18 protein-coding genes are annotated in these 24,179 nt (G+C 70.6%); 14 read left to right on the top strand and 4 right to left on the bottom strand.

What is annotated here, in order from left to right:
* Positions 1-610: 610 nt before the first annotated feature.
* Positions 611-2,023, top strand: coding sequence for a hypothetical protein (locus ABZ904_RS10745; RefSeq protein WP_360997971.1), 1,413 nt, complete (start codon positions 611-613; stop codon positions 2,021-2,023).
* 13 nt (positions 2,024-2,036) lie between these two features.
* Here ABZ904_RS10745 and ABZ904_RS10740 read toward each other — a convergent pair whose 3' ends face one another.
* Positions 2,037-3,608 carry a Na+/H+ antiporter gene (locus ABZ904_RS10740; protein ID WP_360997969.1) on the bottom strand — a complete coding sequence of 524 codons (1,572 nt, stop codon included), beginning with the start codon at positions 3,606-3,608 and terminating at the stop codon, positions 2,037-2,039.
* A gap of 246 nt (positions 3,609-3,854) precedes the next feature.
* On the opposite strand from ABZ904_RS10740, the gene ABZ904_RS10735 reads away from it, so the two are divergent.
* Together ABZ904_RS10735 and ABZ904_RS10730 are read left to right on the top strand one after the other, a co-directional pair.
* Complete coding sequence (locus ABZ904_RS10735; protein WP_360997967.1) at positions 3,855-6,356, top strand: ATP-binding protein; 2,502 nt, start codon at positions 3,855-3,857, stop codon at positions 6,354-6,356.
* 144 nt (positions 6,357-6,500) lie between these two features.
* The gene (locus ABZ904_RS10730; protein ID WP_360997965.1) at positions 6,501-7,343 is read left to right on the top strand and encodes a helix-turn-helix domain-containing protein; all 843 of its coding nucleotides are present in this window, start codon (positions 6,501-6,503) and stop codon (positions 7,341-7,343) included.
* A gap of 72 nt (positions 7,344-7,415) precedes the next feature.
* Here the strand turns inward: ABZ904_RS10730 and ABZ904_RS10725 are convergent, their stop codons facing one another.
* Positions 7,416-7,973, bottom strand: coding sequence for a hypothetical protein (locus tag ABZ904_RS10725; protein ID WP_359404283.1), 558 nt, complete (start codon positions 7,971-7,973; stop codon positions 7,416-7,418).
* Positions 7,974-8,239: 266 nt separating this feature from the next.
* Here ABZ904_RS10725 and ABZ904_RS10720 point away from each other — a divergent pair, with 266 nt between their 5' ends.
* The 7 genes from ABZ904_RS10720 to ABZ904_RS10690 all read left to right on the top strand — a co-directional run bounded on the left by ABZ904_RS10720 (position 8,240) and on the right by ABZ904_RS10690 (position 18,328).
* Positions 8,240-10,081, top strand: a complete 1,842-nt coding sequence (locus ABZ904_RS10720) for an APC family permease (protein ID WP_360997962.1) — start codon at positions 8,240-8,242, stop codon at positions 10,079-10,081.
* Between the two features lie 320 nt (positions 10,082-10,401).
* Positions 10,402-10,491, top strand: a complete 90-nt coding sequence (gene kdpF, locus ABZ904_RS10715; protein ID WP_016434100.1) for a K(+)-transporting ATPase subunit F — start codon at positions 10,402-10,404, stop codon at positions 10,489-10,491.
* An 8-nt stretch (positions 10,492-10,499) separates the two neighbouring features.
* Positions 10,500-12,164, top strand: coding sequence for a potassium-transporting ATPase subunit KdpA (kdpA, locus tag ABZ904_RS10710; RefSeq protein ID WP_359404277.1), 1,665 nt, complete (start codon positions 10,500-10,502; stop codon positions 12,162-12,164).
* Positions 12,161-14,299: a potassium-transporting ATPase subunit KdpB gene (gene kdpB / locus ABZ904_RS10705; RefSeq protein ID WP_359404274.1), complete on the top strand. Its 2,139-nt coding sequence runs from the start codon at positions 12,161-12,163 to the stop codon at positions 14,297-14,299. The genes kdpA and kdpB (ABZ904_RS10705) overlap by 4 nt, the downstream gene beginning before the upstream one ends.
* A gap of 5 nt (positions 14,300-14,304) precedes the next feature.
* Positions 14,305-14,973, top strand: coding sequence for a potassium-transporting ATPase subunit C (locus tag ABZ904_RS10700; protein ID WP_359404271.1), 669 nt, complete (start codon positions 14,305-14,307; stop codon positions 14,971-14,973).
* Positions 14,974-15,098: 125 nt separating this feature from the next.
* On the top strand, positions 15,099-15,782 hold the full coding sequence (locus ABZ904_RS10695) for a response regulator transcription factor (RefSeq protein WP_359404268.1): 684 nt from the start codon (positions 15,099-15,101) through the stop codon (positions 15,780-15,782).
* Between the two features lie 2 nt (positions 15,783-15,784).
* A complete protein-coding gene (locus ABZ904_RS10690) occupies positions 15,785-18,328 on the top strand; it encodes a sensor histidine kinase KdpD (RefSeq protein WP_361822478.1) in 2,544 nt (847 codons plus the stop codon).
* 96 nt (positions 18,329-18,424) lie between these two features.
* Here the strand turns inward: ABZ904_RS10690 and ABZ904_RS10685 are convergent, their stop codons facing one another.
* Together ABZ904_RS10685 and ABZ904_RS10680 are read right to left on the bottom strand one after the other, a co-directional pair.
* Positions 18,425-18,991 carry a universal stress protein gene (locus ABZ904_RS10685; protein WP_361822475.1) on the bottom strand — a complete coding sequence of 189 codons (567 nt, stop codon included), beginning with the start codon at positions 18,989-18,991 and terminating at the stop codon, positions 18,425-18,427.
* A gap of 114 nt (positions 18,992-19,105) precedes the next feature.
* Positions 19,106-19,693 carry a universal stress protein gene (locus ABZ904_RS10680; RefSeq protein WP_361822472.1) on the bottom strand — a complete coding sequence of 196 codons (588 nt, stop codon included), beginning with the start codon at positions 19,691-19,693 and terminating at the stop codon, positions 19,106-19,108.
* A 328-nt stretch (positions 19,694-20,021) separates the two neighbouring features.
* Between ABZ904_RS10680 and ABZ904_RS10675 the strand changes: the two genes are divergently transcribed.
* The 4 genes from ABZ904_RS10675 to kdpB (ABZ904_RS10660) all read left to right on the top strand — a co-directional run bounded on the left by ABZ904_RS10675 (position 20,022) and on the right by kdpB (ABZ904_RS10660) (position 24,179).
* Complete coding sequence (locus ABZ904_RS10675) at positions 20,022-20,462, top strand: SAV_915 family protein (RefSeq protein ID WP_361004433.1); 441 nt, start codon at positions 20,022-20,024, stop codon at positions 20,460-20,462.
* A 14-nt stretch (positions 20,463-20,476) separates the two neighbouring features.
* Positions 20,477-21,808, top strand: coding sequence for a diaminopimelate decarboxylase (gene lysA / locus ABZ904_RS10670; protein WP_361004436.1), 1,332 nt, complete (start codon positions 20,477-20,479; stop codon positions 21,806-21,808).
* 98 nt (positions 21,809-21,906) lie between these two features.
* Entirely contained in the window at positions 21,907-21,996 is a 90-nt protein-coding gene (gene kdpF, locus ABZ904_RS10665; protein WP_361004439.1) for a K(+)-transporting ATPase subunit F, read from the top strand.
* A complete protein-coding gene (kdpB, locus tag ABZ904_RS10660) occupies positions 21,996-24,179 on the top strand; it encodes a potassium-transporting ATPase subunit KdpB (protein WP_361822467.1) in 2,184 nt (727 codons plus the stop codon). Before kdpF (ABZ904_RS10665) ends, kdpB (ABZ904_RS10660) begins: the two co-directional genes overlap by 1 nt.

The raw sequence follows: 24,179 nt of genomic DNA, 5'->3' as shown, positions 1-24,179 counted from the left end.
AGAAGCCATGCGCTGTTCACGCCGTCCATCGAAGTCGTTGCGCAGGGCCAGGGCAAGCCCGACACGTGATCCCATACGCCGATCTGACGTGCGCATACGCGTTCTTGACGAGGTCGTCCGGCTGGGCGGAGGCGTGGGTCGGTGAAGGCTGCGCTCCCACAAGATCACGATGCCGACCACCTCGATGCCGGCAGACGGCAGGACCGGTCCGCCGGCACCCGCGGCCCGGGCCCGCCGAAGGAGAGCCGGACGGCGCCGGGCGCCTGAACTTGCCTGCTCAGAACGGTATTTGTGGGCGCTCATGCGCGGCTTGCGGACGGGCCGTCAAAGTCCCGTCAATCCGGCTTGATAAAGCGTCAGGGGCGCGTCAACGCAGATCGTCCGTGGCCGGAACCGGTCGCAGACTGAGCGGCAACGGGGGACGGGCGACCGTCCGTGGCCTGACGTGGGAGGGACCGTGACCATCACGGCCGGAACAGCGCATGCCCCGCAAGGGGAAAGCGCGCCACCACGGCAGCCGACGGTCGTCCCGCCCGTGGGGGGGACCGGTTCGCGGCCAAGAGGGGGGCCGCGACCGGGCGGGCGGAGGCCTCGCTTCCGCCGCGAGACCGTGGCCGCGCGGGCCGCTCTGCGCCGCCGCTGCTGGGCCACTCTGCCCGCGCGGCTGCGCTTCCTGCGTGCGGTCACGGTCTCGCTCGCCGCCGCCCTGGCCCTGCTGCTCCTGCTGGCCGGCCTGGCCGCGACCGGCACCTGGGACTCCGTCGCCGGCCGAGACGCGCCCCGCACCACCAGTGCCGCCGACCTGAACCTCGCCCTGAACGACATGGACGCGCAGGCCGCCAACATCCTGCTGTCCAGCGGGGACGCGGGTCATGGGCGCCTTGTGACGCCGTACGAGAAGGCCGTCGGCTTCTACGGGGCCGCGCGCCGCGAGATCGGCCACGACCTGCGCACCCTGGCCGTCGCAGCCCAGGGCGCGCCGGCCGACGAGCGGACCGTCGAGTCGCTGACCGACGACTTCGCCGAGTACCAGGAGCTGATCGGCCGCGCGCTGGAGAACGACGCGCGCAGCGGCGGCAAGACGGCCGCACTGGCCGACTACCGCACGGCGACGGATCTGCTCCAGCGGAGCCTGCTGCCGGACGCGCGGCGGCTGGTGGAGTCCAACAACACGGCGTTCAACGGACAGTACGCCCAGGCCCGCTCGACCCTGTCCGCGCAGCTCACCGGCGTGCTGATCCTCGGCGCGCTGCTCCTCGCCGTGCTGGCCGTACTGCAGTGGTATCTGGCTCGCCGCTTCCACCGGATTCTCAATCCCGGTGTGCTCGCCGCCACCGTCTGCACCCTCGTCGCGGTACTCCTCGGAGGACAGATGCTGTCCGCCTCCCTGGACCACCTGCGGGTTGCCCGCCATGACGCCTTCGACTCCGTCGTCGCCCTTTCCCGCGCCCGCGCCATCGCCTACGACGCCAACGCCGACGAGAGCCGCTACCTCCTCGACCCCGGGCGCCGCGACCAGTACGCGCGTTCGTTCCTCGCCAAGTCCCAGCAGCTGTACGGCATCGAGGGCGCCACCCTCGCGACGTATGACGCCGGGCTCGCCGCAAGCTGGAACGCCTACCGCACCGACCACCACGATCTGCGCTTCACCGGGGAGTTCCGGCGCGAACTCGACAACATCACGTTCCCCGGTGAGCGGGCCGCGGCCGAGCGGACCGTCGGCACCTACGCCGTGTACCAGCGCGACGACCGCAGGGTCCGCGTCCTGCTCGCGGCCGGCAAGGAGCACGAGGCGGCGGAGTTCTGCATGGGCTGGGAGCCCGGCACGTCCAATGCGCACTTCGGGGAGTGGATGGCCGCGCTGGACCAGGTGACGGACATCAACCGCGCCCACTTCGTGTCCTCGGTACGCGAGGGCCGCTCCGCAGTGAGCGGACTGCTGCCGTGGGCGGGCGGCCTGCTGCTCGCGGCCGCCGCCCTCACCGCCCTCGGACTGCGGCCCCGGCTCGCCGAGTTCCGCTGAGCCCTCTCGGGTGTCAGACGTCCGCCAGCCTGGCCTCTTCCAGGTCCAGGGAGCGCTGCAGGCGCCTGCGGGTGGTGTCGCTGATCGCGTGCTCGTCGTACAGGCGCTGCAGTTCCGCCGTCTCGACCTCGATCAGGTCGCGGCGCAGCTGGCGGTAGACCAGGTCGGCGGACTCGGCGGGCACCCCGCCGTTGGTGTCCGTGAGGCGGTCGCGGGCGGCGTCGAGGCGGGCGTTCAGAGCACGGCGGAGCCGGTCGAGGACGACGTCCGGTGCCACCTCCAGCGCGGCCAGCTCGTCCAGGCGGCGGATGCCGGCCCCGGCCAGGCTGCAGCGGGCCGCCGCCTCCTCGCGTTCCGTGTGGTCGGGTTCGAGCGCGATGCCCGAGCGGCGGACGACCGGGGCCAGGGTGAACCCCTGGACGACAAGCGTGACGACCACGACCGACGTCGTCAGGACGAGCACCAGCGGCCGCTGCGACAGAGCGGCGCCGTGAGCCGTGGTCACCGGGATCGACAGCGCCGCGGCCAGGGGGACGACCCCTCGGGTGCCCGCCCAGGTGAGGACCATCGGCACCCGCCAGTTCATGCGCTGGATTCCGCCCCTGCGCTGCACGACCGCGGACAGGGGCGCCACCCACAGCAGACGCACGGCGATGAGCGTTCCGGCGACGGCCAGCGCGTACAGCGGCCAGGTCCGGTCGCCGTCGGACAGCGCCCGCACCTGTGCGGGCAGGGCCAGGCCGATCAGGCTGAAGACGACGCTCTCGAGCAGGAACACCACCGTGCCGTAGACCGCGTGCAGTTGGAGCCTGATGCGGGCGTTGGTGAGCCGGTCGCCCCGCCCGCCGAGGACCACCCCGGCGACCACGACGGACGTGACGCCGGACGTGTGCGCGGCCTCCGCGAGGACGTAGGCGGCGTACGGCGTGACCAGGGCGATCACGGTCTCCAGCACCGGGTCCTCGGTGCGCCGCCGGATCAGCGTCACCACTCCGGCCAGCGCGGCACCGATCACCGTGCCACCGCCGGCGAGCAGCATGAACTCGCCGCCCGCCGCGCCCCAGTTGGCGGCCGCGGACGCCACGGCGACGCTCACCGCGACCCGGAACAGCACCAGCGAGGTCGCGTCGTTGAACAGGCTCTCCGCCTGGACCATGACCTGGACCTTGGGCGGCAGCGCCAGTCGCCGGCCGAGCGCGGTGACCGCCACCGGGTCGGTGCTGGCCAGAACCGCGCCGAGGACGAACGCCATGGGCCAGGGCAGCGGTGTCACGAGCGACGCCACGGCGGCCACCGCGGCCGCCGAGGCAAGGACAAGTCCGACGGCGAGAATGCCGACCGGCTTCCACACGGCGCGCAACTCGCGCCACGACATGTCCTCCGCGCTCGCGTACAGCAACGGCGGCAGCACCACGAGCCCGATGACCTCGGGACTGATCTGGATCTGGGGCGTTCCCGGCAGCAGTGCGACGGCAAGGCCCGCCACCACGAGCAGTGAGGGCGCGGGGATACGCCAACGGCGCGCGAAGGTCGCCACGACGGTAGCCAGTATCACCAGTGAGAGAACTGTCCCTACGCCGCGCATGCCGTCCCCTGGGCTCGAACGGAGCCACCTTGACTCCTCGCCGACCAGACTTCCCGGCACACCGCGTTCACCCTATCGGTCCAGCACTCGTCAAGACAGTGTCAAGGTCCACGTGGGCGGCGCCAAGGAACCGCTAACGGCCGTGCCGACGGGGTCACGGAACGGCTTCCGTGGAAGCAGTGACTGCGAGAAGTGACCTGTTCCCCGCGTGGGAGTTGAGCCAGTGAGCGGAGCGCCTCGGCTGCGATGAGTGACGTACGGCCCGGACGACTGAAGGTGTACCTCGGGGCCGCCCCGGGAGTGGGTAAGACCTACCGCATGCTCGACGAGGGGCGGCGGCGGGCCGCCCGGGGCGCGGACGTGGTGGTCGGGTTCGCGGAGTGCCACGGCCGTCGGCGTACCGAGGAGATGCTGGAGGGGCTGGAGATCGTGCCCCGGGCGCGGTGCGAGTACCGCGAAGGGGTGTTCCCCGAGATGGACCTGGACGCGGTGCTGGAACGCCGGCCCGATGTCGCCCTGGTCGACGAACTGGCCCACACGAACGTTCCCGGCGGCGGGCGCAACCCCAAGCGCTGGCAGGACATCGAACGGCTGCTGGCGGCCGGGGTCGACGTCATCACCGCCGTCAACATCCAGCACCTGGAGTCCCTGAAGGACGTCGTCGAGAAGATCACCGGGGTGCCGCAGCACGAGACGGTGCCCGACGAGGTGGTACGGCGGGCCAACCAGATCGAGCTGGTGGACATGCCTCCCGAAGGGCTGCGCCGCCGTATGGCGCACGGCAACATCTACGCGCCGGAGAAGATCGACGCCGCCCTCGCCCACTACTTCCGGCCCGGGAACCTGACCGCGCTGCGCCAGCTGGCCCTGCTGTGGGTGGCCGACCGGGTGGACGACGCACTGCAGTCGTACCGCGCCGAACACGCCATCGGCCGGGTGTGGGAGACCCGCGAGCGGGTCGTGGTCGCCCTCACCGGTGGCCCCGAGGGCGACACGCTCATCCGGAGAGCCGCCCGCATCGCCGACCGCTCGGCCGGAGGCGATCTGCTCGCCGTGCACGTGGCCCGCAGCGACGGGCTCGCCGCCGGGGTCTCGCTCGCCTCGCTGGCCCGGCAGCGGCGGCTCGTCGAGGACCTCGGCGGCAGCTACCACTCGATCGTCGGCGACGATGTCGCCGCGGCCCTGGTGGAGTTCGCCCGCGCCGAGAACGCCACCCAGCTGGTCCTCGGCGCCAGCCGTCGCGGGCGTCTGGAGCGGTTTTTGACGGGTCTGGGCACGGGGGAGACCGTGACCGCGCTCAGCGGGGACATCGACGTCCACCAGGTCACTCACGAGCGCGCCGGACGAGGCACCCTGCTGCCGTCGCGTCGCCGCACACTGTCGACAGGCCGCCTGATCGCCGGACCGGTGGCCGGCCTGGTGCTGCCGTTGCTGCTCACCGTCGCCCTCGCCCAGGTGCGCGGCGCCCTGAACCTCACCAGCGACGCCCTGCTGTTCCTGCTGGCCGTGGTGGGTGTGGCCTGTATAGGCGGGGTCGCCTCGGCGGTGATCGCCTCAGTGACGGCGTCCCTGCTGCTCAACTACTGGTTCATCCCGCCCATAGGGCAGTTCACCCTCGGCGATCCGAACGCGCTGATCGCACTCGCCGTCTTCGCCGTGGTGGCCGCCGTCGTGGCAGCCGTCGTCGACCGTTCGCTGCGTCTGTCCCGGCGCTCGGCACGCGCCGCTGCCGAGGCGGAGACCATGTCCTCACTGGCGGGCAGCATCGTGCGCGGTGGCCAGACCATTCCGGCCCTGCTGGAACGCACCCGGGAGACCTTCGGGATGGACTCGGCCGAACTGGTGGACGAACCATCGGATGCCGAGGGCGTCACGGCCGTGCCGGCGGGTCCTGGCGCCTTCCTCGCGCTGCGCGGGCGCACCCTGTCGTCGTCCGAGCGGCGTGTGCTCGCCGCCTTCGCCGCCCATGTGGGATCCGCCGTCGAGCGGGCCCGGCTGGCCGAGGCCGCCGCCGAGGTCGAACCGGTCAAGGCCGCCGACCGGATGCGTACGGCCCTGTTGCGGGCCGTCGGTCACGACCTGCGCACCCCGCTCGCGGCGGGCTGGGCCGCCGTTACCTCGCTGCGCAGCCGCGACGTGCAGTTCTCGCCCGAGGACCGGGACGAACTGCTGGCGACCGCCGACGAGTCCATGGCGAAACTCAACCGGCTGGTGGAGAACCTGCTCGACCTCAGCCGTCTCGAGGCAGGGGCCCTCACGCTGAAACTGCGCGTCACCACGCTGGAAGAGGTGCTGCCGATGGCGATGTCGGACTTCTCCGGGGTGGAGGCGGGGAACCTGGAGGACATCCCGCCGGTGCTGGTGGATCCGCCCCTGCTGGAGCGTGTGATCGCGAACCTGGTGAGCAACGCGGCCCGCCACAACCCGGCCGGTGCCACCGTCCTGGTGACCGCCAGCGCCCTCGCAGGCCGTGTGGAGCTGCGCGTCATCGACCGCGGCCCCGGTCTGCCGCCCACCGGCCGCGACCGGCTCTTCGAGCCCTTCCAGCGCCTCGGCGACACCGACAACACCACCGGCCTCGGCCTCGGCCTCGCGCTCTCCAAGGGTCTGGCCGAGGCGATGAACGGAACCCTCACCCCTGAGGACACCCCCGGCGGCGGTCTCACCATGGTGTTGTCGCTGCCCGTCGCCGACACGTCCCAGCAGCCCCATTGGCAGTGTGCGCAGAGCGTGGGTGGCCTGTCATGACCGGCCGGGCGGGCATCCGGGGGCCGCGCGGCACGGGGGTCGGCCGCGGCTCGACGGGATCCTCACCCACCTGCGAGCGCCTCGCTCCGGCGGCGCCTGCCGCTCGCACCCGGCCTTGACGGGATCTCCCGGCGGAGCGCCTCCGTGTGCGCCGACGCGGAACCGTTCGTGCGGGTCGTGGACCGGCCGACGGCGCCCGCAGGATCTGGCGCGCTGTGCGAGCGGGATGGCGCCTTCTGCCAGTGCGGGGTGCACCGGCCGTCCGTAGCGCGAGCGGCGGCTCACCGGATCGCCGTGTACAAACAGCTGATCGGGCCCATGTCCGTCCAGGTCACCGAGACACCGGACGGCATCACCGTTGCCTACCGGTGGCCACCGCCGCTTCAGCCCCCGGCCGTCCTGGCAATGACGGAACTGGCGTTCTGGGTGATCCTCGCCAGGACGGGGACCAGGACACCGGTGCGCCCGCTGCGGATCAGCGCACCCGAGCCGCCCGCGGACCCGCGCCCGTACCTGGACTTCCTCGGGGTCCCCGTCGACCGCGGCCCACGGGAGTCGATCACCTTCTCGGCGGTCGACGCCGACCGGCCGTTCCTCACCGCCGACCAGGGCATGCGGGAGTTCTTCGAACCGGAACTGCGGCGCCGACTGTCAGAGCTGCGATCGGGTGCGACAGCGGCCGAACGGGTGAGGGCGGCCCTGTTGGAGCTGCTGCCGGCCGGCAGTGTGTCGATGGACGCCGTCGCCAGATCGCTGACCGTGAGCACCCGCACCCTGCAACGGCAGCTGAACCTCGAGGGCACCACCTTCCAGACGGTGCTCAACGACACGCGTGAGGCCCTGGCCCGCCACTACCTCGCACATTCCGGGCTGACCGTACGGGAGATCGCCTTCCTGCTCGGATACGAGGACCCCAACTCCTTCTACCGGGCCTTCCACTCCTGGACCGGAAAGACCCCCGCCCAGGCGTACAGCAAGGCGGACTGACCGGAGTGCAGGCCGGCACCCAGGGCGACGGGGAACGGGGCGTGGCGACCAGGCGACGGGAAGCGGGGGCTGCTACTCCAGACCGGACATCGTGAACACGGTCCGGGCGGTCTCGCGCTCGATCCGCTCCTGGACACGGCGCAGTGCCGTCGCCCCGCACAGCAGGGAGCCGAGGTCCTCGGACGTGCGTACGTCCTCGTGGAGGCGGTACCAGAGGTCCGGATTGTTCACCAGCACCTGGGGGTCCAGCTCGACCCGGCTGCCGAGCGCGTCCCGCAGCACGAGCCGCTGGGAGACGCCCTCCAGGGAGCGCAACGACACCAGCATGTCGGTCCGGACCCGCTGGGTGCCCAGCAGCCCGCGCGAGGCCAGCCACCCCTCGCCCGCGGTCACCCGCCGAGGGAAGAGCACGACGAAGAGCAGCCCCGAGAGCGCGAGCCACAGCGCGGCACGCCACCACGTCGCGTTGCCCGAGCCCCAGTCGATCAGGAGCAGCATGGCGAGGAGCATGGCAGCGCACCGGATCGAGCTGTGCAGGTCTGCGGACCAGCGGCGGTCGGACACCGCGTGGTCGCCCTCCTGCGCGTGCGCGCCGACCGTCGCGTTCGGCGCGTCGTTGCTGCTTCCCATAGCGCCGACGATAAGGACCGCGTGAGCCGCCGCAACGCGCCTTGATACGACTCTGACGGGCCGGGGGCCGTTCTTGATGCGGCGCAAGCGGCGGTCGGCAGTTACCCGCGTCACACAGGCGTCAAGGCGTCGTCAAGCTCGGCAGGTTGAGCGCGAAGAACGCGCAAGGACCGGCCGGTGGCGGCGTGCGCGGGACACAACCTTGGTGCGTCCGCGTGCGACCGCCCGCGCGCGGATGTCGATCCGGCACGAAGGAGCAACCGCCGATGTCCGTTCTGACCGCCGACCCCGGCGCCGTACCGGCCGACGAGGAACCGCCCGATACCGGCGAGCGTCACCGGCTCACCGCCACGACGGGCCTGGCGGCGCTGTCCCTGGACGCGATGGCATCGGTGGCGTACGGACCCGAGGCGATCGTCCTCGTGCTGGCCGCCGCGGGCGCGCACGGCCTCGGCTTCACGCTTCCCGTCACGCTGGCCATCGCCGGACTGCTGGCCGTACTCGTCGCCTCCTACCGGCAGGTGATCGCGGCCTTCCCGGACGGCGGCGGCTCGTACGCCGTCGCCAAGAGGCATCTGGGCGCGCGGACGAGCCTTGTGGCGGCCGCCTCCCTGGTGCTGGACTACGTGCTGAACGTCGCCGTCGCGGTCACGGCCGGCGTGGCCGCCCTGACCTCCGCCTTCCCGGCCCTGTACGACGACCGGCTGTGGCTGTGCCTCGCGGTGCTCGCAGTGATCACGGCGGTGAACCTGCGCGGCATCGTGGAGTCGGCGAAGGCGTTCATCGTGCCGACCGTCGTGTTCGTCGGGTCGATCTTCGTGCTGATCCTGGTCGGTCTGTTCCGGTCCACGCCGGCGAGCACCTTCTCCGCGGCCGGGCACGCCTCGGTCCTCGCGGACAACGCGTCCACCGTGGGCGCTCTGCTGCTGCTGAAAGCCTTCGCTTCGGGTTGTGCCGCACTGACCGGCGTCGAGGCCATCGCCAACGCCGTCCCCTCCTTCCGGGTGCCGCGCGTCAAGCGTGCCCAGCGGGCCGAGGTCGCCCTCGGCGCCGTGCTCGGCGTGATGCTCATCGGCCTGTCGGTGCTGATCTCCAGGTTCCACCTCCAGCCGGCCGAGGGCGTCACCGTCCTCGCCCAGCTCGCCGACGCCTCGTTCGGCCACAACTGGGCGTTCTACGTCATCCAGTTCGCCACGATGATCCTGCTGGCCCTGTCCGCCAACACCTCCTTCGGCGGCCTTCCCGTTCTGCTGAAGCTGCTGGCCCGTGACAACTACCTGCCGCACGTCTTCGCCCTGAAAGCCGAGCGGCAGGTGCACCGCCACGGCGTGCTCGCCCTCGCCCTGGTCTCCGCCGGGCTGCTGGTGTTCTCGGGCGGTGACACCAACACCCTGGTGCCCCTCTTCGCCATCGGCGTGTTCATCGGCTTCACCATCGCCCAGGTCGGCATGGTCCGGCACTGGCGAGGGGAGCGGGGGCCGGGATGGCGCGGAAAGGCGCTGCTCAACGGATTCGGCGCCCTGCTGACCGGCGTCGCCGGCGTGGTCGTGACGGCGAGCAAGTTCGCCGACGGCGCCTGGCTGATCGTGATCGCTCTGCCTCTGCTGGTGCTCGCCTTCGAGACGGTGCACCGCGCCTACACCCGGATCGGTGAGCGTCTTGGCCTCGGCCGCATCCCCGAGACCCCGCACCGGGACCGCTCGGTCGTGGTCGTGCCCGTCTCCTCGCTGTCCCGCCTGACCTCCGAGGCCCTGACGACCGCCGCCTCGCTCGGCGACGAGGTGCGCGCCGTCACCGTCTGCTGCCCCGACCCGGAGGACCGTGCGCAGATGCACGCCCTGGAGCGCGCCTGGGCCGAGTGGGACCCCGGTGTGCCGCTGGTCCGGCTGACCTCCCCGCACCGCTCCATCGGGCGCCCCATCGCCGCGTACGTCCGTCAGGTCGGCGTGAGTGAACCGGCCACTCGAGTGACCGTCCTGATCCCGGAGGCGGAGCCGGAGCGGCTGTGGCAGCGCCTGCTGCAGAACCAGCGGGGAGCCCTCGTGGCGCACGCCGTGCGACGGGAGACCGACGCGGTCATCTGCAGGCTGCGCTTCCGGCTGTTCTGACGAATTTCCGAGCGGGACGGCGCCGCCTCCCCGCAGGTCACGGCGGCCGCCGTAAGAGTCCCGTCACAGGTCACGGCGGCCGCCGTAAGAGTCCCGTCACAGGTCACGGCGGCCGCCGTAAGAGTCCCGTCAAAGGCGTGCAGGGGGCCGTAAGGGACCCGTCAACGGAAGTCGAAACCGGCCAGGGGGCTGTTTCTCTTAACCGTCCTTGTCCAACGAACCTCAACCCAGGAGTTCACGATGGCCGATCTGGCCTTCGTCGTCACCACGATCGCGTGCTTCGCGCTGGTGATCTTCGTCGCCAAGGGGGTGACGAAGCTGTGACCGCCGAGAACATCGTCGGCCTGGTCGTGGCCGTCGCCCTGCTGGGCTATCTCGTCCTCGCCCTGATCTTCCCGGAGAGGTTCTGAGAAACGACATGGGTCCCGTACTTGCAGGCGTGCTCCAGCTGCTCGCCCTGATCGCCGCACTGGCGCTCTGCTACGTCCCCCTTGGCAACTACATGGCCAAGGTCTACTCCTCCGACAAGCACTGGCGGGTCGAGAAGTGGATCTACAAGGGCATCGGTGCCAACCCCAACACGGAGATGCGCTGGCCCGCGTACCTGCGCGGTGTGCTCGCCTTCTCCGCGGTCAGCATCCTCTTCCTCTACCTGCTGCAGCGGCTCCAGGGTGTCCTGCCCGGTTCGCTCGGCTTCCAGGCCATCGACCCGGACCAGGCGTTCAACACCGCCGTGTCCTTCGTGACCAACACGAACTGGCAGTCGTACTACGGCGAGCAGGCCATGGGCCACGTCGTGCAGACCGCCGGTCTGGCCGTCCAGAACTTCGTCTCCGCGGCCGTCGGCATCGCCGTCGCCGTCGCGCTGGTGCGTGGCTTCGCGCGCTCGCGCACGGGTGACCTGGGCAACTTCTGGTCCGACCTGGTCCGCGGCACCATCCGCATTCTCGTACCGCTGGCCGTGGTCGGCGCGATCGTCCTCGTCGCCTGCGGTGCCATCCAGAACTTCGCCGGCATCCACGAGGTCGGCCAGTTCACGGGCGGCTCCCAGCAGTGGAACGGCGGCGCGGTCGCCTCCCAGGAGGCCATCAAAGAGCTGGGCACCAACGGCGGTGGTTACTTCAACGCCAACAGCGCCCACCCGTTCGAGAACCCGACGCCCTTCAGCAACCTCTTCGAGATCTTCCTGCTGACGGTGATCCCGTTCGCGCTGACGCGCACGTTCGGCATCATGGTCGGCTCGGTCAAGCAGGGCTACGCGATCCTCGCGGCCATGGGCACCATCTTCGTGGGCTTCGCCGCGCTGATGATGTGGACCGAGTTCGCGCACCACGGCCCGGCCTTCCAGATCGCCGGCGGTGCGATGGAGGGCAAGGAGGTCCGCGTCGGCGTCGGCGGCTCGTCGATCTTCGCCGTGGCGACCACCCTCACCTCGACCGGTGCGGTGGACTCGTTCCACTCCTCGTTCACCGGCCTCGGTGGCGGCATCACCATGCTCAGCATGATGCTGGGCGAGATCGCCCCCGGTGGCACGGGCTCCGGTCTGTACGGCATCTTGATCTTGGCGATCATCGCGGTGTTCATCGCCGGTCTGATGGTCGGCCGTACGCCCGAGTACCTGGGCAAGAAGATCGGCTCCCGCGAGATCAAGCTTGCGGCCATATACATCCTGATCACCCCGGCGCTGGTCCTGGTGTTCACCGCGTTCGCGATGGCCCTGCCGACGCCCGGGAACTCGATGACCAACAGCGGGGCGCACGGATTCTCCGAGATCCTGTACGCCTACACGTCCGCCGCCAACAACAACGGCTCGGCCTTCGCCGGTCTGAACGCGGACACCCAGTGGTTCAACAGCACCCTGGGCCTGGCGATGCTCTTCGGCCGCTTCCTGCCGATGGTGTTCGTCCTGGCGCTGGCCGGCTCGCTCGCCGAGCAGAAGCCGGTCCCGGTCACCGCGGGCACCCTGCGCACCGAGAAGCCGCTGTTCACCGGTCTGCTGGTGGGCGCGATCCTGATCATCACCGGTCTGACGTACTTCCCGGCGCTGGCGCTGGGTCCGCTGGCCGAGGGGCTGGCGTCATGACCACTCGCATAGAGAACCAAGAGGACGCAGTGTCCACAGCCACTCCGACCCGGGCGCCGCACAGCGACGTACCCACCGGGCGCAAGACCGACGAGGGCCGTGTCGGCGCGGGCCTTTTCGACCCGAAGCAGCTCATCAAGTCGCTGCCGGACGCCTTCCGCAAGCTCGACCCGCGGGTGATGATCAAGTCCCCCGTGATGTTCGTGGTGTGGGTCGGCTCCATCCTGACCACGGTGTTCTCCTTCAAGGACCCGGGCGACTGGTTCGGCTGGGCGATCAGCGCCTGGCTGTGGCTGACCGTCATCTTCGCCAACCTGGCGGAGGCTGTCGCCGAGGGCCGCGGCAAGGCGCAGGCCGACACCCTGCGCAAGGCCAAGACCGACACGGTGGCGCGCCGCCTGCTGCAGGACCGCAAGACCGAGGAGCGGGTGCCCGGTACGGACCTCAAGATCGGTGACCTGGTCGTCTGCGAGGCCGGCGACATCATTCCCGGTGACGGCGACGTCATCGAGGGTGTCGCGTCCGTCGACGAGTCGGCGATCACCGGTGAGTCGGCGCCCGTCATCCGTGAGTCCGGCGGTGACCGCTCCGCGGTGACCGGCGGTACGAAGGTGCTGTCCGACCGCATCGTCATCAAGATCACGACGAAGCCCGGCGAGACCTTCATCGACCGGATGATCAGCCTCGTGGAGGGCGCGGCCCGGCAGAAGACGCCGAACGAGATCGCGCTGAACATCCTCCTGGCGTCGCTGACGATCGTCTTCCTGCTGGCGTGTGCCACGCTGCCGCCGTTCGCGAACTACGCCGGTACGCACCTGACGATGGTCGTGCTGGTGGCCCTGCTGGTCTGTCTCATCCCGACCACGATCGGCGCCCTGCTGTCGGCGATCGGTATCGCGGGCATGGACCGCCTGGTCCAGCGCAACGTCCTCGCCATGTCCGGCCGTGCGGTCGAGGCCGCCGGCGACGTGTCCACGCTGCTGCTCGACAAGACGGGCACCATCACGCTCGGCAACCGCCAGGCCGCCGAGTTCCTCCCCGTCAGGGGCACCACCGAGGCCGAGGTCGCGGACGCCGCCCAGCTCTCCTCGCTGGCCGACGAGACCCCCGAGGGCCGCTCCATCGTCGTCCTGGCGAAGGAGAAGTACGGTCTGCGCGAGCGTCACCAGGGCGAGTTGGCGCAGGCCGACTGGATTGCCTTCACCGCCCAGACCCGTATGTCGGGTGTGGACGTCGACGGCAGGAAGATCCGCAAGGGCGCGGCCGGTTCGGTCATCGCCTGGGTGCAGGAGCAGGGCGGCACGGTCGCCGAGGACGCGGACACGATCGCCAACCGCATCTCCGAGTCGGGCGGTACTCCGCTGCTGGTCGCCGTCAAGGACGACCAGGGTGCTCGGGTGCTGGGCGTGATCTACCTCAAGGACGTCGTCAAGGAGGGCATGCGGGAGCGGTTCGACGAGCTGCGCCGCATGGGCATCAAGACCATCATGATCACGGGTGACAACCCGCTGACCGCCAAGGCGATCGCCGAGGAGGCGGGCGTCGACGACTTCCTCGCGGAGGCGACTCCCGAGGACAAGATGGCGCTGATCAAGCGGGAGCAGGCGGGCGGCAAGCTCGTCGCGATGACCGGTGACGGCACCAACGACGCCCCGGCCCTGGCGCAGGCGGACGTCGGCGTGGCGATGAACACGGGTACGTCGGCCGCCAAGGAGGCCGGCAACATGGTCGACCTCGACTCGAACCCGACCAAGCTCATCGAGATCGTGGAGATCGGCAAGCAGCTGCTGATCACCCGTGGTGCGCTGACGACGTTCTCCATCGCCAACGACGTCGCGAAGTACTTCGCGATCATCCCGGCGCTGTTCGCGGCGGTCTACCCGGGCCTGGACAAGCTGAACATCATGCAGCTGTCCTCTCCGGACTCGGCGATCCTGTCCGCGGTCATCTTCAACGCGCTGATCATCATCGCGCTGGTGCCGCTCTCCCTCAGGGGCGTGCAGTACCGGCCGGTGGGTGCCGACAAGATGCTGCGCCGCAATCTCGGGATCTACGGTATCGGCGGCCTGATCGCCCCCTTCATCGGCATCAAGATCATCGACATGATCATCTCCCTCATCCCCGGAATCGGCTGATCGCGATGAACAACTCCGTTTCGAACACCGCCCGGTTGCTCGGGGCGGGCCTGCGCGCCCTCCTCGTGCTGACCCTGGTGACCGGCGTCATCTACCCGCTGGTCGTCACCGGCATCGCCCAGGGGCTGTTCAACAACAAGGCGAACGGCTCCGAGATCAAGGCGGACGGCAAGGTCGTCGGCTCCTCGCTGATCGGTCAGGCCTACAACCTGCCGCTCAAGAAGGGGCAGGAGACTCCCGACCCCGACCTGAAGTGGTTCCAGGGCCGTCCGCAGAACGGCCTCGGCGCCAACAGCGTCAACACCCAGTACAAGCTGATCCTGTCCGGCGCCACCAACCGTTCCGGTGACAACGCCGACCTGATCAAGTGGGTCAAGGACGCCAAGGCCGCGGTCGTCAAGGACAACTCCGTGGGCGGCTACACCGTCAAGCCGTCCGACGTCCCCGCCGACGCGGTGACGTCCTCCGGCTCGGGCCTGGACCCGGAGATCTCCCCGCAGTACGCGGAGATCCAGGTCCACCGGGTCGCCGAGAAGAACGGTCTGCCCGTCGCCCAGGTGGAGAAGCTGGTCAAGGACCACACCGAGGGCCGTACCCTCGGCTTCATCGGCGAGCCCCGGGTGAACGTCCTCGAGCTCAACATCGCGCTCAAGGGTCTCGTGTCCAAGAGCTGATGGCGTTACGGCCCCAGCGGGAGTCGGCGGTCCGGGAGGCATCCCGGCGCCGACTCCCGCAGCCATGACGCCGGTTGTGCACGGCCGGCGCCCATGGCCCCACGCACGACACGAAAGGCACAGCCATGACCCGGGTGCTGGTGGTGGAAGACGACCCGCAACTAGTACGGGCCCTTGTGATCAACATGCAGGCGCGCCGGTACGGGGTGGACGCGGCACCCGACGGCGCGACGGCTCTGCGTCTGGCGGCCGCGCGCCAGCCCGATGTGGTGATACTGGACCTCGGTCTGCCCGACATGGACGGTGTGGACGTGATCAAGGCGCTGCGTGGCTGGACCCGTGTGCCGGTCCTGGTGCTGTCGGCCCGTCAGGCGTCCGACGAGAAGGTCGCCGCGCTGGACGCCGGGGCCGACGACTACGTCACCAAGCCGTTCAGCATGGACGAACTGATGGCCCGGCTGCGGGCCGCCGTCCGCCGGACGGAGGACGTGCCGCTCACGCCCGGGACGACACGGGTGGAGACGGACGACTTCACCATCGACCTCCTCGCCAAGAGGATCGCCAGGGGCGGACGGGACGTACGGCTGACCCCGACCGAGTGGCACCTGCTGGAGATCCTGGTCACCAACCCGGGCCGGCTTGTCACACAGAAGTACCTGCTCCAGGAGGTCTGGGGGGTCTCCCAGAGCAACAAAACCAACTACCTCCGGGTCTACATGGCCCAACTGCGCCGCAAACTGGAATCCGACCCCTCGCACCCCCGCTACCTCATCACCGAACCCGGCATGGGTTACCGCTTCGAAGGATGAACATGGCACGCGGCAAGCTTCGGATCTACCTCGGTGCGGCACCCGGTGTCGGCAAGACCTACTCGATGCTGTCCGAGGCACACCGGCGCGTGGAACGAGGAACCGACTGCGTGGTCGCGTTCGTCGAGCACCACAACCGGCCCCGTACCGAGGTGATGCTGCACGGACTGGAGCAGATACCGCGCAAGGAGCTGGAGTACCGGGGCACCACCTTCACCGAGATGGACATCGACGCCGTCCTGGCGCGCAGGCCTCAGGTGGCGCTGGTCGACGAACTGCCCCACACGAACATCCCGGGGTCGCGCAACGCCAAGCGGTGGCAGGACGTCGAGGAGCTGCTGGCCGCCGGGATCGATGTGGTCTCGACCGTCAACATCCAGCACCTCGAATCCCTCGGCGACGTCGTCGAGTCCATCACCGGCATCCGGCAGCAGGAGACGGTGCCGGACGAAGTGGTGCGGCGGGCGGACCAGATCGAGCTGGTCGACATGTCGCCCCAGGCGCTGCGCCGCCGGATGGCGCACGGCAACATCTACAAGCCGGACAAGGTCGACGCGGCCCTGTCCAACTACTTCCGGCCCGGAAACCTCACCGCACTGCGCGAGTTGGCCCTGCTGTGGGTCGCGGACCGGGTCGACGAGTACCTGAACGAGTACCGCAGCGAGCACCAGGTGTCGGAGATCTGGGGTTCGCGCGAGCGGATCGTGGTCGGGCTCACCGGTGGCCCCGAGGGACGGACCCTGATCCGCCGGGCCGCGCGGCTCGCGGAGAAGGGCGCAGGCGGCGAGGTGCTGTCCGTCTACATCTCCCGCAGCGACGGCCTCACTTCGGCTTCTCCGAAGGAGCTCGCCGTCCAGCGCACCCTGGTCGAGGACCTGGGCGGCACCTTCCACCACGTCGTCGGGGACGATGTCCCGGCGTCGCTGCTGGACTTCGCGCGTGGTGTCAACGCCACCCAGATCGTGCTGGGCGTCTCGCGCCGCAAGGCCTGGCAGTACATCTACGGGCCGGGCGTCGGCGCGACGGTGGCCCGGGAGTCCGGCCCCGACCTCGACGTCCACCTGATCACGCACGCCGAGGTGGGCAAGGGCCGCGGACTGCCGGCACCCCGCGTCGCGCGGCTCGGACGGGTGCGCATCATCTGGGGCTGGCTGGTGGGCGTGCTCGGGCCCGCTCTCCTCACCTTCCTGCTGACCAGCGTCTCGCCCGAAGTCGGCCTCGCCAACGACATGTTGTTGTTCCTGTCACTGACGGTGGCGGCGGCACTGCTCGGCGGGCTGGTGCCCTCCCTCGCCTCCGCGGTGGTGGGCTCGCTGCTGCTGAACTGGTTCTTCACCCCTCCCGTCCACACCTTGACCATCGCCGACCCGAAGAACATCGTGGCCATCGCGATCTTCGTCGGCGTCGCCCTGTCGGTGGCCTCGGTGGTGGACCTGGCGGCCCGGCGCACCCAGCAGGCGGCCCGGTTGCGTGCCGAGTCGGAGATCCTCTCGTTCCTCGCGGGGAACGTGCTGCGGGGTGAGACCAGCCTGGAAGCACTGCTGGAACGGGTGCGCGAGACCTTCGGCATGGAGTCGGTGGCGCTGCTGGAGCGGGCGAGCGATGTGGCGCCATGGACCTGCGCGGGCAGTGTGGGGCCGCGGCCTTCGCCGTGCCCCGAGGAAGCCGATGTGGACATGCCCGTGGGGGACCACATGGCGCTCGCCCTGACGGGCCGTGTGCTGCCCGCCGAGGACCGCCGGGTGCTGGCCGCCTTCGCGGCCCAGGCCGCCGTCGTCCTGGACCGGCAGCGCCTGCGGGAGGAGGCCGGCCAGGCCCGGACCCTCGCCGAGGGCAACCGGATCCGCACCGCTCTGCTGGCGGCGGTCAGTCACGACCTGCGCACCCCGCTGGCGGGCATCAAGGCCTCGGTCACCTCGCTGCGTTCGGATGACGTCGAGTGGTCCGAACAGGACCGCGCGGATCTCCTGGAGGCGATCGAGGAAGGCGCCGACCGCCTCGACCACGTGGTCGGCAACCTCCTCGACATGTCGCGCCTGCAGACCGGCACCGTCACCCCGATCATCCGTGAGGTGGATCTGGACGAGGTCGTTCCGATCGCGCTGGGCGGGGTATCGGACGCGAGCGTCGATATGGACATCCCGGAGACCCTTCCGATGGTCTCGGTGGACAAGGGACTGCTGGAGCGGGTGGTCGCCAACCTCGTGGAGAACGCCGTCAAGTACAGCCCGCAGGGCGAACCCGTGCTGGTGTCCGCGAGCGCCCTCGGCAGCCGTGTGGAACTGCGCGTCGTCGACCGGGGCCCGGGAGTACCGGACGAGGCCAAGGAGCGCATCTTCGAGCCCTTCCAGCGCTACGGCGACGCGCCGCGCGGTGCCGGCGTGGGACTCGGCCTCGCGGTCGCCCGCGGCTTCGCCGAAGCCGTCGGCGGCACGCTCGACGCCGAGGACACCCCGGGCGGCGGTCTGACGATGGTGCTCACCCTGCCGGTGGCGGAACAGCGGGCTCCGCAGCCCTCTGCGCCCGCTACGACAGCCACGACGTAGGCCACCGGGGCGAGTTGTCACCACGGCGGCATCTCATCGGCCGACGACCCGGTCGGCGGGTGGTCGGCCGATGAGATGCCGCCGGTGCGCCCCGGCCTACGCCCCGGGCGCGTTCTCCCCCTTCAGCCGTCCGACGTCCAGGCGCTGCCGCCAGATCCTTCTGCGGCGTGCCGCGGCCAGCACGGCTTCGAGCGCGGACGGCGGTACCGCGAGGACGGGGCAGACGGCGTGGTCGACGCAGTAGCGGCTCACGGAGCGGGAGAAGAGACGACGCAGGTGGCCTCGCCGCCCGGCTCCGACGACCAGGAGGTCGTCCTCCCGGTCGGCGGTCTCGACCAGAACGCGGCCGGCCGGACCCCGGCCGACCGCGAGATGGACGGGCACGCCCGGACCACCGTCGCCGAAGAGCCGGTCGACCACGCCGAGCAACGCCACGAAGGCGCGCCGCTCACGCTGTTCGACCAGGAGAGGCGGGGTGGAGGAGCGCCCTGCCGTGACGTCGCCGCCGGGCACGTCCCAAGCGGCCACCGCCCACAGTTCGGCGTCGGTGCGCTGTGCCTCCCGGGCCGCCCGGCGCAGGGCGGCGATGCTGCCCGGCGAACCGCTCACGCCGACAACCACCCGGGGACGCCCGGAAGCCGGTGGAGTGGCCGAATCGTTCATGGCTCCTGTCGTCTTCTCGCACGGTTCGAAGGACCGGCATCCTCGCGGGTACGTTCCGGCGAACGTGCGGTGGGGCCCGAGGGGCTTCACACCGAGCACGGGCCGCCGGAAGGCTCAGGCGTCCGACAGCCCGGAACGGCCCGGCACCACCCGGGACGCCGCTCGTTCCAGAGCGCCGGTGTCGAGGCCGAGTCCCAGGACGTTGCGGCGGTGCGCCACCATGAGTTCGGCCTCCAGAGGCGAGGGCGGCACCGCGAAGACCGGGCACGTGGCGTGGGCCAGGCAGTAACGGCTCACCGAGCGCGAGCACGCCCGGTGCCAGAGGCTGCGCCGTCCGGCACCGACGACCAGCACGTCGCTCTCGCGATCGGCGATCTCCACCAGCGCCACGCCGGGGGCGCCCCGCGCGACCAGGGCCCGCATCGCGACGCCGGGCCCGGCGTCGCCGAAGACGTCATCGAGGGCACTGAGCAGCCTCTGCCGGGCCAGGTCCTGCCATGCCTCGACCATCACGGTCGCACCGGGGCCGCGACGGGCGGCCATGTCCCCTCCGGGCGGCTCCCAGGCCAGCACCGGCCACAGCTCGGCGCCCCGGCACCGCGCCTCCGCGGCGGCCCGGCGCAGGGCGGTGAGACTGCCCAGCGAGCCGCTCACTCCCACCAGAACCCGGGCAGCGGTCGAGGGGGCGCCGGTATCGGACATGACTCCACCGTTTCTTCGCACGCGCCCGCGGGGTGTTCCGTGGGCAGCCCTTCGAAAGGGGCTGCCTTCATCTCATCCCTGGTAAGGAGCCTGCGAACAGCCAGTGCACCCTTTCTTGGCGCTCCTCTGACGGGCATTCCCAAGTCCGATCGGACCTCGTATCAGCATCGCGTCAGCGTCGCGCCGATCGCCGTCAGCATCGCGTCATGAGACATCCGGACCCCCAGGGGACCGGGCATAGCGTCATCGACACGCCCCGGTCGCCTCCCCGCGTTCGGGGCACACCCCCCATCTCGTGACTCACATCGGATCCTCCAGGAGGCATCCCATGGCAGACATCCTGTGCGGCGACGACCCGGAGCCTTCTGATCGGTTCCCGGCCGGACCACTGTTCGTACCGGTCCGGCCGGGTTCGTCAGGCTGTGCGGCCCGGCTCTTCCGCACTCCTCTCGGCGAGCGTACGGCCGTCGGCTTCACCTCCGAGGAGCGTCTGACCGCGACCCTCGGCACCGACCAGGCCTGGATCAGGCTGGCCGAGCCCGCGCTGCGCGCGCTGGCCGCACCGCTCGGCGTCTCCACCGTCACGGTGGACCCCCAGTTCTCGGCGCCGGCTCCCGCGCCGACCCGCACCGGTGACCTGCCCCGCGTTCCGGAGAAGCCGCCCGTGCGCCGCTCGCGCACAAGTAGTTGGGATCCGCAGGCCGTCGGGGTGCTGCGAGTGACCGGGGCCGCCGCGTTCGTCTCGGCCCTGGCGTTGTGGATAGGCTGAAAGAGGTAGGCAAGATGACCACTGTCCACGAACCCACCGTCACCACCACCGGCGAGCTGTCGGTGTGGCCCGCCTCTACGACCGAGCAGCACCGCGGGGACCTCGCGGTGGGCGGAGTACCCCTGGCCGAGGTGGCGGACCGCTTCGGCACCCCGGTCTACGTCCTTGACGAGGCCGAGGTGCGCGACCGCTGCCGTACCTACCGGCACGCCTTCCCGGACGCCGAAGTCCTGTACGCGGCCAAGGCGTTCATGTGCCGCGCCATGGTCCACTGGATGGACGAGGAGGGCCTCGGCCTCGACGTGTGCTCGGCCGGGGAGCTGGAACTGGCCGTCACCACGGGCTTTCCCCCCGAGCGGATCGTGCTGCACGGCAACGCGAAGTCCCCGCGTGATCTGGAGACCGCGCTGCGCCTCGGCGTCGGGCGCATCGTCATCGACAGCCCGTCGGAGATCGCGCGGCTGGCCGCGGCCGTGGGCCCCGGCGGACGCCAGAAGGTGATGGTCCGCGTGGTGCCCGGCATCAGCGCCGGCGGTCACGACAAGATCCGTACCGGCACGGACGACCAGAAGTTCGGGCTGTCCATCGCCGACGGCTACGCCCAGCACGCCATCGCCCGGATACTCGACCAGCCGCAGCTCGAACTCACCGGTCTGCACTGCCACCTGGGATCGCAGATCACCAGTGTCAAGCCGTATCTGCTCGCGGTGCGCCGCATGGTCGGACTCATGGCCCGGCTGCACGAGCAGCACGGAGTGGTGCTTCCGGAGCTCGATCTGGGCGGCGGGCACGGTATCGCCTACCGCCCCGGTGAGGAGGCCCTGGACCTCACCACGCTGGCCCGCAAGGTCCGCGCGGAACTGACCGAGGCGTGCGCCGCGGCAGGGCTTCCGGTGCCCCGCCTCATCATCGAACCGGGCCGCGCCATCGCGGGTCCGGCTGGCGTCGCCCTGTACCACGTGCTGGCCGTCAAGCGCACCGGCGCCCACACGTTCGTGGCGGTGGACGGCGGCATGAGCGACAACCCGCGGCCCGCGCTGTACGGCGTGCGCTACGCGCCCCGGCTCGTCGGGCGGCACAGCACCGCGCCCACGGCCTCGGTGACCGTGGTGGGCCGCCACTGCGAGGCGGGCGACGTGCTCGCCTCGGACGTCGAACTGCCCGACGACATCCACCCGGGCGACCTGCTGGCCGTCCCGGTCGCGGGCGCCTACCACCTGTCGATGGCCTCCGGCTACAACATGGTCGGCCGGCCGCCGCTGGTCGCCGTCCGCGACGGTCAGGCGCGCCTCCTGGTCCGCCGCGAGTCGCTGGACGACATCCGCAGCCGGGACGTAGGGCTCTAGCCCGCAGTCTCTCTGAACCACCTCCGGGCGAGTCGACGGCCCGGCCCTCGCCCGGAGGTGACCCGATCCCCTTGTCGAGTACTACGTGTGAGGTCTTTGTGACGGCCGAGAACACCGTGGGGCTGATCGTCGCGATCGCCCTGCTGGCCTACCTGGTAGTGGCCCTGATCAAGCCGGAGCGCTTCTGATGACCGCGCCTGCTCCCGTGCGGGAGAAAGCCGCAAACGCCGCACCACCTCGCCCCACTGGTCCGTCGCGCCGGATCGGCGCCGGGCTGCTCGACCCCCAGCAGCTGTGGCGGGCCCTGCCCGCCGCTCTGCGCAAGCTCAACCCGGTGAGCCTGTCCCGCAACCCGGTCATGTTCGTCACCGAGATCGGTGCGGCCCTGACGACGGGCCTCGCCATCGCGCACCCGTCAGGGTTCGGCTGGCTGATCACCGCCTGGCTGTGGCTCACCGTGATCTTCGCGAACCTCGCCGAGGCCGTCGCCGAGAGCCGCGGACGCGCCCAGGCCGACACCCTGCGTGGGATGCGCCGCCAGACCGTCGCCCGGCGGGTGGTGGGCTGGCAGCCCGGCGCCGCCCAGGGCTCGTACATGGAGGAGAGCGTCGCCGCGGGCGAGTTGCGGCGCGGTGATGTCGTGGTCGTCGAGGCCGGGGAGCTCATCCCCGGCGACGGCGACGTCATCGAAGGCGTCGCCAGCATCGACGAGTCGGCCATCACCGGCGAGTCCGCGCCGGTCATCCGCGAGTCGGGCGGCGACCGCTCGGCCGTCACCGGCGGCACGCGTGTGCTCTCGGACCGGATCGTCGTCCGCATCACCCAGGAGCCCGGCGCGTCCTTCCTGGACCGGATGATCTCCCTGGTCGAGGGCGCCAACCGGCAGAAGACGCCGAACGAGCTCGCGCTCAACCTGCTGCTGGTCATGATGACGTTCGTCTTCCTGGTGGCGGTCCTCACGCTCCAGCCGATGGCGATCTTCTCCAAGAACTTCATGGCCGCCGCGCACGACACGCAGGCGATCAACGCCGACGGCGTCACCGGCATCGTCCTGGTCTCGCTGCTCGTCTGCCTGATCCCCACGACCATCGGCGGTCTGCTGTCCGCCATCGGTATCGCGGGCATGGACCGGCTGGTGCAGCGCAATGTGCTCGCCATGTCGGGGCGCGCGGTGGAGGCCGCGGGCGACGTCAACACACTGCTGCTCGACAAGACCGGCACCATCACCTACGGCAACCGCCGCGCGAGCGCGCTGCTCCCGATCGAATCCGTGACGGGTCGTCGGATCGCGGAGGCCGCCGCGTTGTCCAGTCTCGCCGACGAGACACCCGAGGGCCGCTCGATCGTCGAGTACGTGCGCGACAAGTTCGGTCTGGAGCCGTCCGTGCCCGGGGACGCCGAATGGGCGCCCTTCAGCGCCACCACCCGGATGTCCGGGGTGGACCTGCCCGGGGGAGCCTTCAAGCCGGAAGCGCGGCGGCTGCGCAAGGGCGCGGCGTCCGCGGTCGCGGCGTGGGTGCAGGAGAACGGCGGCACCGCGTCCGAGGCCCTGGACGTCTGCGCGAAGCAGGTCTCCGCCTCAGGCGGCACCCCGCTCGCGGTCGCCGAGCAGGCCGGCGACGGCCCGGCCCGGCTGCTCGGTGTCATCCACCTCAAGGACGTGGTCAAGCCCGGCCTGAGGGAACGCTTCGCCGAACTGCGCCGGATGGGCATCCGCACGGTCATGGTCACCGGAGACAACCCGGTCACCGCCAAGGCCATCGCGGACGAGGCGGGCGTCGACGACTTCCTCGCCGAGGCCACGCCCGAGGACAAGCTCGCGCTCATCAAGAAGGAGCAGGCGGGCGGTCACCTGATCGCCATGACCGGTGACGGCACCAACGACGCGCCCGCGCTCGCGCAGGCCGACGTCGGCGTGGCGATGAACACGGGCACGTCGGCCGCCAAGGAGGCCGGCAACATGGTCGACCTCGACTCCGACCCCACGAAGATCATCGACATCGTCGAGATCGGCAAGCAGCTCCTCATCACCCGGGGCGCGTTGACCGCGTTCTCGATCGCCAACGACATCGCCAAGTACTTCGCGATCCTCCCGGCCATGTTCGGCGGGGTCTACCCGGCGCTCGACGCGGTCAACATCATGCGGCTCCACTCGCCGACGTCCGCGATCCTGTCCGCGGTCATCTTCAACGCGGTGATCATCGTCGCGCTGATCCCGCTTGCCCTGCGCGGAGTGCGCTACCGGCCCAGCGGCGCGGACTCCCTGCTCACCCGCAACCTGTGGATCTACGGCATGGGCGGCCTGATCCTGCCCTTCCTCGCGATCAAGTTCATCGACGTCGCCGTCGTCCAGTTCATCCCCGGGATCTGA

The organism is Streptomyces sp. NPDC046900 (assembly GCF_040644975.1).
GTDB lineage: Bacteria > Actinomycetota > Actinomycetes > Streptomycetales > Streptomycetaceae > Streptomyces.
This window is presented reverse-complemented; position numbering and strand designations above follow the sequence as displayed.